This is a genomic window from Acinetobacter sp. ANC 4218 (assembly GCF_002135245.1).
Taxonomy (GTDB): Bacteria; Pseudomonadota; Gammaproteobacteria; order Pseudomonadales; family Moraxellaceae; genus Acinetobacter.
The window spans coordinates 268,432-279,319 of the sequence record NZ_NEGD01000003.1 but is presented as its reverse complement, the minus strand read 5'-3'; the positions used below and the strand labels follow the sequence as shown (position 1 = coordinate 279,319).

Below are 10,888 nucleotides of genomic sequence, written 5' to 3'. Positions count from 1 at the left end.
AAGCTTTGCCGACAAGAAAGTTGGGACATCAATATGGCAACAAACTGATCCCAGCGGGTGGCTGATCTTAATTTTTGCCCAGAGTGGTGCAGTTTAGCCAGACGTTCAAAATCTTGTCTTAAAATGGGTTTGAGTAATTGATGAAATACGGTATTCTGATGTGACAAAACCTGAGTCCTTTATAGTTAAAGTGTTTGTTTGCACTCATATTTTAACTATTTAGACTCAGGTTTTTTTATTTAAAGCAAACTATGGGACAGTAGTGCCGTAAGGCTCTTTTTTCGTTATAATTAACAGATTAAGAATCAAACCCGAAAAGAAGAATGCAGCCTACACTTGAAGAGCGAGAGCACGCTAAAATCAAACGTCGTGCCTTAAAAGAGGTGTTTCAAATCGTATTTGGCTCAGTGTATATAGATCAATATTTTGCTGTTTTCATGGTTGGGCTGAGTATAGTCATTGCAGTTTTGATCCTTGATTATGACGGCTTGTTTCTAACGTCGCAAAGCCGCAGCATGACAAATTACCATCGATGGCTTTATGATATTTTTGTGATTGTGTCGAGTTTGATGGGTTTTGTCCTTTATTTTTTATTGAAAAGACAAAAATATAATACTGAGTTTGGTCAAAAGTGGCGTGCCTACATTAGAGCAAATGCTGAATTTAAACTATATCGTTATCAAAAAGCTCAACAGAAAGGTAAATTCCCTTTGTTGCATACACGCTTTGGGGAGTATTTCTTTCTCATTTTTTTGATTATATTCTTTATTTTAATGTATTCATTAATCATACCAATTGAAAATTCAAGACGTGGTAATTTCTTTATTCAGACGTGGTGGCCAATCAATGCGGTCATTATAGGGGTGTTATATTCGGGATGGTTTTGGCTGTATTTTCGTTTATTCGCGGTGAAAGCTATTATGACACAATATAGGGGGTTGATTCGATGTGAACAAGCTAAACGCAATCGTAATAATACTATTGAAAAATGCTGAAATTGACCTAATCTAAAGATATAAACCGAATTAAACTGAGAATAGATTTTTTATGTTATTTCACAACCCCAAATTACCCGCTGAAATCCGTATCAACCATTTAAACGCACGTGTAAATGAACAACGAAAAAAAATTGCACAAGCGACTGCATCTAAATTGGAACAACTACATCTTGCCCAACAATTTTCAAAAGAAGCGCGTTTACGTAAAAAGAATAATCAAAAAATTTATGTGCTTGACTTCAAAGGTGACACAGCAGCCTCTGCCGTAGAAAACTTGCGTGAAGAAATTACCCTGATTTTAGCCACTGCAAAAGCAGGGTGTGATCGTGTTGTGGTGCGTCTGGAAAGCCCAGGCGGTATGGTACACGGCTATGGTCTGGCAGCTGCTCAGCTGGTGCGTTTGCGCGATGCCGGTTTTAACCTGACGATCTGTGTCGATAAAGTCGCAGCCAGTGGCGGCTATATGATGGCCTGTATTGCCAATCAAATTGTATCTGCACCATTTGCTGTGGTCGGTTCCATTGGTGTGGTTGCACAGGTACCAAACTTTAACCGTCTGCTGAAAGAAAAGCACATCGACTTTGAACTTTATACCGCAGGTCAGTTTAAACGTACCGTGACCATGTTTGGTGAAAATACCGCTGAAGGTAAAGCCAAATTTGAACAAGAGCTACAGCAGACGCATGAGCTGTTTAAGCACTTTGTTGAAAAGTACCGTCCGCAGTTGAATGTTGAAAAAGTGGCAACAGGTGAGCACTGGTATGGAAAAGATGCGCTTGAATTGAATCTGGTAGATAAGCTGCAAACTTCAGATGAATATTTACTTGCTTTATTGCCACAACATGAAGTCTTTGTGATTGAAACTCGACGTAAACCGACACTGGGTGAAAAGCTGGGTCTACAAGCGGCGCAAATAGCTGACGGTCTAGTCCCTGCAGTGATGAATAAAGTGATGGAATCATTGAGTAAAGCCAATGCAAATTTGCTACAAATGCGTGACCCTAAACTTTAATTGAAAGCTGTTTGCTGATTTTAAAATTGTGCTCTGATGAGCGCAATTTTTTTGACTGTAGCTTAATATCCGATTTAGTTTGATCCCCCCTTATGAGGGAATTAAAATAAATGAGCACAGGTTTTTTATGTTTCAGCATATCACCACTTCTGCAACGTATTTACTGATCCGGTTTCAGTATATTAAGATTAAATAGTATTCTGCTTGAAAAATGGCTGACAAAGTAGAGCTGGGGGAGACTGAAGCTGACTCATGGTTCCCTGTTTGCCTGAATGCTATCCTTGGACGTGTGGTCACTTTCTGGTTGCGGTATTTTAGCTAAGCTTTTATAACATAAATCAAGAAGGCCATAGCCTGCAGCGCCGACTGTTGCAAGCAGCATATCTTTATGTGCATCCCACATATCTCCCTGTTGCCCATTATAATTTTCTGCTTCTTCCGGTGATAAACCAATGGCAATCAGCCATTCAAGCCATTCATAAATTAAGCTGGTGGCCATGATAAACTGCACTACCAATAAAAATAGCGTGAAGGGTTTAGCCTCAGGCAGCCATACATGAAACAGCCGTAGTAACACTGGATAGAGCAGTACACCACAGGCAAGATGCACCAGACGGTCATACATATTGCGTGACCAGCCCATCGATTGGTTGAGGTCAAAATTGAACAGTTGAATCAGCCATTCGTTATAGGGAACATAGGAATAGAGGTAATGTGCACCGATAATATGGATCAGTAAAAAAACCAGATAGAGCACAAAACTATAAAAACTCATGCCAATTTTTTTTTGGGTAAACAATAACAGCACCAGCATAAACACGGTACCGGCTTGATGCAGTAGATATGCTTCAAATTCTAAAGGATGGATACTGGCGATGATTACCGCAATAGTGAGTACTGCAAGAGCAACCCAGTGTTTGATATTCAATTGATGTTCAATCATTATTTCTTGTATTGGCAAAGTTTTATTGGGAGTGCTGAAATTTTATCAATGGCTTATGTGGTTACAAACATAGATGAATTATCAACAGATTCTATTCTAATAAAAAAGCGAAGCCGAAGCTTCGCTTTTTAGATTTATTTCGAATTAAATTTTAGAAATTAAATCCTTAATCTGTTTCGCTTGAGTTGACGCATTACCTGTATAAGTTGCAGGAGTCATTTCAGCCAGACGTGCACGGTCAGCAGCAGGAACGGCTTCTAACTCGTTACCATTTACGAAGTTCACCATCATGTCGCGAGTCATTGCTTGACCACGAGTCAGGGCTTTTAATTTCTCGTATGGTTTTTCAACTGCATAACGACGCATTACCGTTTGAATTGGTTCAGCAAGCACTTCTTGAGCATGGTCAAGATCTTCCAGAATACGCTGTGCATTCAATTCAAGTTTGCCAATACCTTTAGAGCAAGCTTCGAATGCGATCAAGCTTTGCGCAAAACCAACCCCCATGTTACGAAGCACAGTAGAGTCAGTTAAGTCACGTTGCCAGCGAGAGATTGGAAGTTTTTCGCCCAAGTGTGCAAGAACTGCATTGGCAATACCCAGGTTACCTTCAGAGTTTTCGAAGTCGATCGGGTTGACTTTGTGCGGCATGGTTGAAGAACCCACTTCGCCTTCTTTCAAACGTTGTTTGAAGAAACCAAGCGAGATATAACCCCAAACGTCACGGTTAAAGTCGATCAAAATCGTGTTGAAACGACGTAACGCATCAAAAAGTTCCGCCATGTAGTCATGTGGTTCGATTTGAGTAGTGTACGGGTTAAACTGTAAACCTAAAGATTCCACAAATGCTTGTGAATGAGCAGGCCAGTTGATTTCTGGGTAAGCAGAGTAGTGCGCGTTGTAGTTACCTACAGCACCGTTGATTTTGCCTAGAAGTTCAACTTGTTTGAACTGTTTGATTTGACGTGCAAGGCGGTAAGCCACGTTCGCCATTTCTTTACCCAAAGTGGTTGGGCTGGCAGTTTGACCATGGGTACGAGACAACATTGGTTGTTCAGCATGAGTTTCAGCCAAAGCAACGATTGAGTCGATAATTTGTTGCATTGCAGCAACCAGTACGTCACGACCATTTTTTAGCATTAAAGCATGAGATAAGTTGTTGATGTCTTCAGAAGTACAGGCAAAGTGAATGAATTCACCGGCATTCTTCAATTCTTCGATATCAGCAATCTGTTCTTTAAGGAAATACTCAACTGCTTTAACGTCATGGTTTGTGGTACGTTCAATTTCTTTAATGCGGTTGGCATTATCTTCAGAGAAGTTGGCAACAATTGCATCAAGCGCAGCATTGGTTTCTGCACTGAAAGCAGGAACTTCAGTGATTTCAGGACGGTTTGCAAGCGCTTGTAACCAGCGTACTTCAACAGTCACACGAGCGTGGATTAAACCAAACTCAGAGAGGAAAGGGCGCAAAGCATCACATTTGCTAGCATAGCGTCCATCTAATGGAGAAAGTGCGGTTAAAGCGTTCATAGCGATTCCTTAAACTTTGGAATTAAACGTAAAGCGAATAATAAAAATTCGTTCATGATCAGGTTAAACTACTTGATACTGTAAACGGGCAAGATCTTGAATATCCTGGAGCAGTTTGCGCTTGCTAAAAATCATGCCCCATGAGCTGCCACCTAACTGACGCCATAAGTGCGCCAGTTGCAGGCCAGTAAACAGGGAAGCGCGAATTCGGTTGGTATGGGCACTATCTTTAAATGCTTCGGCATTGCCCTTAACCATAATCCGCGGATTAATTTGTCCGGCAGTGTCTATATAGGTTTGGGCAAGGTTAGCAATAATGCTGGGATGCAGATAGTTGTTATCGAAAAAAGACAGCTGTTTTAGAATTTTTTGTTGTGATTGTTCAATAATTTCAACAAATTTGGGATTGCTATAGACTTTTTTCTCTAACTGTAACAACGCCATGGCATAGCTCATTGGCAATTTGGCGTTGGAAAATTTCGGTAAACGTGATTTGGGAGAAGGATTAAAGGGTTGGGTAATGCTGCTTTCTAATGTTTTTAAGCCAAGGGAAATATCGGCCAGTTGATTAAAGAAGTCTAGGGTTTGACAGGATTCATTGGAAGTAGGGCGAATATTCAGGCTGGCTTTAATCAGTTGTTCTAAATAGAAGCTACCATTTTCACCAATACTGTGTTGTCCTGACATGGCTGTCATATGGGTCAGCTGTGTTGACTGGAACACAGCTGCCAACGCCAAAGCACGGTTCTGACGTACATTCAAAGTCCGAGGCTGTTGAAAGGGTAACTCAGCCATGCCTATCGCTTCCTTTTTAAATAAAATCAGGTTTTGGTGCATTGGTATGATGAATCACACCGCCACCTAAACAAACTTCATCTGCGTAGAACACTACACTTTGTCCTGGAGTCACCGCACGTTGCGGTTCGTCAAATTCAACACGTACGCCACTTGGCATATCGGCATCTTGATAAATGACACAAGCCTGATCCGGCTGGCGATAACGGGTTTTAGCCGTACAGCGGAAACCTGTTACTGGAATATTCTGCTCACCCGCGACCCAGTCAATTGCTTCACTCCAAAGTATAGTACTTTGCATTAGTGGATGCTCATGACCCTGACCAATAACAAGGCGATTGTTTTCAATATCTTTATAAAGCACAAACCAGGCACCTTCGGCTTCGCCTTTCAGACCACCTAAGCCGATACCGCCACGTTGACCGAGGGTATAGTACATTAAGCCGTGATGTTCACCAACCTCTTTGCCGGTATCCAGTAAAATTTTTCCGGGTTGGGCTGGAAGATATTGTTTTAAAAAGTCATTAAAACGGCGTTCACCAATAAAGCAGATTCCGGTGGAGTCTTTTTTCTTTGCAGTTGCCAGACCCAGTTCTTCAGCAATTTTACGTACTTGTGGCTTTTCAATTTCACCGACAGGGAACAAAGTCTTGTTAATTTCACGGCCATGTACGGCATGCAGGAAATAAGTCTGATCTTTGTTTTGGTCAAATCCGCGTAATAAAGGTGCATATTCTTCACCACGCGAGTTGGTCATGGTTTCACCACGACGGCAGTAATGACCTGTGGCAATAAAGTCTGCACCCAAGTTCACGGCGTGATCTAAAAAGGCACGAAATTTGATTTCTTTATTACATAAAATATCCGGGTTTGGGGTGCGACCAGCCGCATATTCAGCCAGGAAGTGCTCAAACACACGATCCCAATATTCCATGGCGAAGTTGGCTGTATGCAGTTTGATGCCGATTTTGTCGCACACGGCTTGCGCATCGGCCAAATCTTCCATAGCTGTGCAATATTCCGTGCCGTCATCTTCTTCCCAGTTTTTCATGAAAAGACCTTCAACCTGATAACCTTGTTGAAGAAGAAGTGCTGCAGACACAGATGAATCTACACCACCAGACATACCGACGATGACACGTTGTTGCATAGGATTAGGCATCCAAAGTTGTAAATAGGGGAGAATTTTGGTGCTCATAAACGAGCGATAAAGGATATTTTTGACCGGATAAGGCATCTTTGACGGCTTTAATCACCAAGGGACTACGTGCGCGTGCAGATTCTTCCAGTTCGTCCAATGTCATCCAGACGGCACCCACGATTCCAGTATCCAATTTTGCATCTGTATGATGATGCAGATCTGTGGCTAAAAAGCAAAAACGGAAATAGGTACGGTCAGGGAACATTGGTGGAGTATAGGTATATATGCCAAGCAGGTCTGTAATTTCTACATCATGCCCGGTTTCTTCCATGGTTTCACGAATGGCTGCTTGTATGAGCGTTTCGCCACATTCGACATGACCTGCAGGCTGGTTAAATACAGTATGTGTTACCCCTTGAGTATGTTCTTCAACAAACAGGAATTTTCCATTTTTTTCAACAACAGTAGCGACGGTAACGTGGGCAGTCCAAGCGGTCATAGAAAAGCACCATGGGATAAAAGGGGTATTCTACAAAATTTAGCGCGCGGTGGCTATGCTGATCTGAATTGAAACTTCAGTTGGTTAATTGATTTTAAATTTAGCCGCTAGTTCTTGTACTTTCTTAAGCAAGAATAAATTGCGTGATTTATTTTGAATTAAAGCCAGATATTCATTTCGAGCTTTGTCCAGTTATCCATATTCTGCATAAGTAATTAATTTAGCAAAAGGAATGCCTAAAATTATTTTGTTATTATTAAGAAAATAAATAAGTTTTTGTTTAGAATTGGTTTTTTCAAAAAAAGATAAATATTACCATCTAAATTTTCGACCCTTTCATTACTCAAGTCATTAAAATGTGTATTTTCAGTTAAGCTATACCGAATCTCAGCATTATTCGATCATGCAGTAATTCGGTAACCACAAGTATTCAGATTCAGTTGAAAAAGTAGAGATATTAGTATTTGAAAAGTTGTAGGCCGATAGTCAATATTCAGGTGAAAAAAATACCAATATATATCGTAAAATTAATTTCATCTTTAATATTTCATTAAATTTGACTTTTATTAGGTACTAAACCTAGTTTTTTTGGCATCTAAACTTTAATTCAGTAGAACCTAGTCTTGCAGGAATAGCGGATATAGTTTTTTCGTCCAGAATTATCATCGTTTGATTGTTTTTTTTACAAAAGTCATTAGCTTCTCTATATACAGAAGCTTTGTTTTCTAAAGATACTCCTAGCCCAGGTGTACCATCTTTTTTGCCAATAAAATAAGAATCTGTACCAATAGGGATGACTCCTGTACTTGCACAGCCAGTAATTAACAGTAACCCGACACAGAGAAAATGCTTCATATATTTCCTAAAATTAATCAACTCTAATAGTTATTTTGCACCTGTTTAAATATTAAATGGCATGCAATATAACCTATTGTTTATCATGTCTTTAATTTTTTGCATTCAAGACTAATAAATGTTCATTTAGTGATATCTTATTTTTAATGCTCATTAATTCTATCGGCTTCTATAGCTTAATAATTAATGTGTTTCATCTAAATAATTATTCGCCACTTTCACATAATGTCTTGCCGAATAAGGCAAAAATTCTTTTTCTTTATCGGTTAAAGGGCGAACTTTCTGTACCGGACTGCCGACATATAAATAACCACTTTCCAGACGTTTACGTGGTGGAACCAAAGAGCCCGCACCAATCATCACGTCATCCTCAATAATGACGTCATCTAAAACGATGGTGTTGATCCCCACCAATACCCGATTGCCAATGGTACAGCCATGTAAAGTCACATGATGGCCAATGGTCACATCTTCACCAATAATTAAAGGTGAACCTTCAGGTTTATCGGCTTTTTTATGGCTGACATGCAGCATGGCATGATCCTGCACATTGGAGTTTTTGCCAATATGAATATGATTCACATCACCACGAATCACGGCAAAAGGCCACACCGAAACATTTTCAGCAAGTACCACATCGCCAATGACGACTGACATATCATCGATATAACATGATTCATCAACTTGCGGTGCGGTATTTAAATAGGGACGAATGTTTTTAGCCATGTGAGGGTTTCAGTCTTTCAAATTTTCAAGCATTATAAAATAAAAAAGCACCCAGACCGAAGTGTGGATGCTTTAACTTAAGTCTAAAGCTGGGCTTAGAACAAGTTTGCGAAGAATTGCTTGATGTGATCAATCATTTTTGCAAAGAAACCAGCTTCTTCAACCGCCTGAAGAGCAACCAGCGGTTTTTCTGCAATCACTTTACCATTTAAAGTAGCTACATATTTACCTACCACTTGACCTTTTTTCAACGGTGCAGTCAGTTTAGGTTGTACGACCAATTGAGTTTTAATGGCATTGGCTTCGCCTTTAGGCATGGTCACGTTAAAGTTTTCTGCCAGACCAATTTGAACATCATTGCTTTTGCCATACCAAACTTTTGACTTGGCTAAAACCTGATTGGCAGGTTGAACCTTAACAGTTTCAAAGTTTGCATAACCCCAAGCCAAAATTTCACGTGTTTGTGAGGCACGTTCGTTCATGCTTGGTGCGCCAAAAATCACGGAAATTAAACGCATTGGGCCACGTTTAGCGGAAGTGGTTAAGCAATAGCCAGCTTCTTCAGTATGACCGGTTTTTAAACCGTCTACACTTGGGTCAGTATAAAGCAAGGCATTACGGTTACCTTGTTTAATGCCGTTAAAGCTAAATTCTTTTTCAGAGTAGATTGGGTAATATTTTGAACTGTCATGAATGATATGTTGCGCAAGTGTTGCCATATCTTTGGCAGTCGAGTAGTGACCTTCTGCAGGCATACCGGTTGCGTTGATGAAGCTGGTATTGGTCATGCCAATACGTTTTGCTTCCTGATTCATCATGTGCGCAAAGGTACCTTCATTGCCGGCAATATGTTCTGCCATAGCTTTAGAGGCATCGTTACCAGATTGGATGATAATCCCGCGCAGCATTTCCAGGGCTGTCGCAGTACCGTTAAGCGGGACATACATACATGATTCCGTGCTGCTACCACGACACCACGCAGATTCGTTCATACGAACTTTTTCATTTTCAGTGAGTTCACCGCTCAATAACTTTTGTTCGATGATATAGCTGGTCATCATCTTGGTCATTGAAGCAGGTGCTAATTTTTCATTTTCATTTTTTGATGCGAGGATTTGCCCTGTCTCATAATCCATTAAAACATAAGATTTATTATTGAGTTCTGGCGGTGCAGATAAGACAGTTGCTGCGTATGTAAAGCTCGGCAATAGTAATAATGCAGCAAGGGCGCTTTTGTGGGTCATTCTGGGTGGTTCCAATATCTTAATAATAAGCACAAAGAGCTTTGCATTTTAGGACAAAGCAAAGCTGACTTCTATGGGGGAAATCAGCTTATTTTCAAAAGTATTGTAACCAATTTGTGTTATTTGCTGTATGTGGTGAGTTCTTGGCAAATTTCCTGATTTTTTGCATCTCCAGCTTTTTTTGCATCGTTACGTGCTTCAGCTAAAACAGGCTCAAATTTTTTCTCTTGGCTGAGTTTAGCCAGGCTCGAAACCGCATTATTGTCGGCAGGTAAATATTCTTGTGCCAGCTTGGCATAACCTTGTTCAAATTGAGCGCGATCATTCACTAAATCTGGACATACTTCTGAAAGTACATAAATGGCTGCCAGCTCTTGCTGGGTGACTTTTTGTAGTGGCGTCACTTCAATATTTTCATCTGGTGTGGCTGCATGAATCATAGACAGGGTCATGGCAGCAGTGGTTAACAGTCCCAAAGAAAGCGGTTTAAGCATAGATAATTTCATTAAACAGACCTGAATGATTTAAAAACATCACAATAATAAAAATAAGATTAATGGTATTTTGGGTAATTGTAAGTACACAAATGTATTAAAGCTGTTGAAAATGATGACGTTCATCAAGAAAATATGAAAACAGCAAAGAATTAAAAAGGCATAAAGAGGAATCTGCTTTATGCCTGTGGTCATAATAAGATGTTTAATATTTTAGATAACTTATATAAAACAAGAGCGAATGATCAAACCTGATAATTTACAACATCTTCGCAAACCGATTTTTGTTCATCTTTACTGGTTTCTTTTGCAGCTTGGCGAGCTTCCTCCAGGACAGATTTATACTCTGAATCTGCTTGAATTTTATCAAAAGTCATCGACTGATCTGAATAGTCTTGCAGATAAGCTTTAATCAACAGCTGAATGTTTTGATCAAATTTTGCATTTTTACCAATAATGGCAGGACATACTTCAGCCATCACCTGAGTTGAAGCAAGGTCTTCTTTCACAATTGTATTGGCTTCTTCCAAAGATAAACCGTCATTGGCTAACACAGTAGAAGATAATAATGCCGCAATGCCTAACCCCAATAAGCCACGAAATGATATGCTTTTAGTCATTTTTAAATCACACTTTTTGAATGGATGT

Annotated in this window: 13 protein-coding genes; 2 read left to right on the top strand and 11 right to left on the bottom strand. The window is 40.0% G+C overall.

Features of this window, described 5'->3' with window-relative positions:
* A partial coding sequence (locus B9T38_RS04610; protein ID WP_143222659.1) for a DUF4372 domain-containing protein occupies positions 1 to 167 on the bottom strand: 167 nt, incomplete at its 3' end.
* Positions 168 to 323: 156 nt separating this feature from the next.
* On the opposite strand from B9T38_RS04610, the gene B9T38_RS04605 reads away from it, so the two are divergent.
* Both B9T38_RS04605 and sohB read left to right on the top strand, forming a co-directional pair.
* A complete protein-coding gene (locus B9T38_RS04605) occupies positions 324 to 995 on the top strand; it encodes a hypothetical protein (protein ID WP_086195666.1) in 672 nt (223 codons plus the stop codon).
* Between the two features lie 52 nt (positions 996 to 1,047).
* Positions 1,048 to 2,010, top strand: coding sequence for a protease SohB (sohB, locus tag B9T38_RS04600; protein ID WP_086195665.1), 963 nt, complete (start codon positions 1,048 to 1,050; stop codon positions 2,008 to 2,010).
* Positions 2,011 to 2,260: 250 nt separating this feature from the next.
* On the opposite strand, the gene B9T38_RS04595 is transcribed toward sohB, so the two are convergent.
* The 10 genes from B9T38_RS04595 to B9T38_RS04550 all read right to left on the bottom strand — a co-directional run bounded on the left by B9T38_RS04595 (position 2,261) and on the right by B9T38_RS04550 (position 10,860).
* A complete protein-coding gene (locus B9T38_RS04595; protein ID WP_086195664.1) occupies positions 2,261 to 2,953 on the bottom strand; it encodes a DUF2238 domain-containing protein in 693 nt (230 codons plus the stop codon).
* A 144-nt stretch (positions 2,954 to 3,097) separates the two neighbouring features.
* A complete protein-coding gene (gene purB, locus B9T38_RS04590) occupies positions 3,098 to 4,486 on the bottom strand; it encodes an adenylosuccinate lyase (protein WP_086195663.1) in 1,389 nt (462 codons plus the stop codon).
* Positions 4,487 to 4,549: 63 nt separating this feature from the next.
* Positions 4,550 to 5,281: a high frequency lysogenization protein HflD gene (gene hflD, locus B9T38_RS04585; RefSeq protein ID WP_086195683.1), complete on the bottom strand. Its 732-nt coding sequence runs from the start codon at positions 5,279 to 5,281 to the stop codon at positions 4,550 to 4,552.
* 16 nt (positions 5,282 to 5,297) lie between these two features.
* The gene (gene mnmA, locus B9T38_RS04580) at positions 5,298 to 6,431 is read right to left on the bottom strand and encodes a tRNA 2-thiouridine(34) synthase MnmA (RefSeq protein ID WP_086195662.1); all 1,134 of its coding nucleotides are present in this window, start codon (positions 6,429 to 6,431) and stop codon (positions 5,298 to 5,300) included.
* A gap of 4 nt (positions 6,432 to 6,435) precedes the next feature.
* A complete protein-coding gene (locus tag B9T38_RS04575; RefSeq protein WP_086195661.1) occupies positions 6,436 to 6,921 on the bottom strand; it encodes an NUDIX hydrolase in 486 nt (161 codons plus the stop codon).
* A 579-nt stretch (positions 6,922 to 7,500) separates the two neighbouring features.
* A complete protein-coding gene (locus tag B9T38_RS04570; RefSeq protein ID WP_086195660.1) occupies positions 7,501 to 7,776 on the bottom strand; it encodes a hypothetical protein in 276 nt (91 codons plus the stop codon).
* A 183-nt stretch (positions 7,777 to 7,959) separates the two neighbouring features.
* On the bottom strand, positions 7,960 to 8,502 hold the full coding sequence (locus B9T38_RS04565) for a gamma carbonic anhydrase family protein (RefSeq protein WP_086195659.1): 543 nt from the start codon (positions 8,500 to 8,502) through the stop codon (positions 7,960 to 7,962).
* A 95-nt stretch (positions 8,503 to 8,597) separates the two neighbouring features.
* A complete protein-coding gene (dacC, locus tag B9T38_RS04560) occupies positions 8,598 to 9,746 on the bottom strand; it encodes a D-alanyl-D-alanine carboxypeptidase PBP5/6 (RefSeq protein WP_086195658.1) in 1,149 nt (382 codons plus the stop codon).
* A 119-nt stretch (positions 9,747 to 9,865) separates the two neighbouring features.
* Positions 9,866 to 10,240 (bottom strand): MCR_0457 family protein, encoded by a 375-nt coding sequence (locus B9T38_RS04555; protein WP_373423515.1) that lies wholly within the window; start codon positions 10,238 to 10,240, stop codon positions 9,866 to 9,868.
* A 245-nt stretch (positions 10,241 to 10,485) separates the two neighbouring features.
* Entirely contained in the window at positions 10,486 to 10,860 is a 375-nt protein-coding gene (locus B9T38_RS04550) for an MCR_0457 family protein (protein WP_086195656.1), read from the bottom strand.
* Positions 10,861 to 10,888 lie beyond the last annotated feature (28 nt).

Excerpts from the sequence above, each read along its gene's own strand:
- B9T38_RS04605 (WP_086195666.1), top strand. The coding sequence starts at position 324 with ATGCAGCCTACACTTGAAGAGCGAGAGCACGCTAAAATCAAACGTCGT.
- sohB (WP_086195665.1), top strand. The coding sequence starts at position 1,048 with ATGTTATTTCACAACCCCAAATTACCCGCTGAAATCCGTATCAACCAT.
- B9T38_RS04595 (WP_086195664.1), bottom strand. The coding sequence starts at position 2,953 with ATGATTGAACATCAATTGAATATCAAACACTGGGTTGCTCTTGCAGTA.
- purB (WP_086195663.1), bottom strand. The coding sequence starts at position 4,486 with ATGAACGCTTTAACCGCACTTTCTCCATTAGATGGACGCTATGCTAGC.
- hflD (WP_086195683.1), bottom strand. The coding sequence starts at position 5,281 with ATGGCTGAGTTACCCTTTCAACAGCCTCGGACTTTGAATGTACGTCAG.
- mnmA (WP_086195662.1), bottom strand. The coding sequence starts at position 6,431 with ATGCAACAACGTGTCATCGTCGGTATGTCTGGTGGTGTAGATTCATCT.
- B9T38_RS04575 (WP_086195661.1), bottom strand. The coding sequence starts at position 6,921 with ATGACCGCTTGGACTGCCCACGTTACCGTCGCTACTGTTGTTGAAAAA.
- B9T38_RS04570 (WP_086195660.1), bottom strand. The coding sequence starts at position 7,776 with ATGAAGCATTTTCTCTGTGTCGGGTTACTGTTAATTACTGGCTGTGCA.
- B9T38_RS04565 (WP_086195659.1), bottom strand. The coding sequence starts at position 8,502 with ATGGCTAAAAACATTCGTCCCTATTTAAATACCGCACCGCAAGTTGAT.
- dacC (WP_086195658.1), bottom strand. The coding sequence starts at position 9,746 with ATGACCCACAAAAGCGCCCTTGCTGCATTATTACTATTGCCGAGCTTT.
- B9T38_RS04555 (WP_373423515.1), bottom strand. The coding sequence starts at position 10,240 with ATGCTTAAACCGCTTTCTTTGGGACTGTTAACCACTGCTGCCATGACC.
- B9T38_RS04550 (WP_086195656.1), bottom strand. The coding sequence starts at position 10,860 with ATGACTAAAAGCATATCATTTCGTGGCTTATTGGGGTTAGGCATTGCG.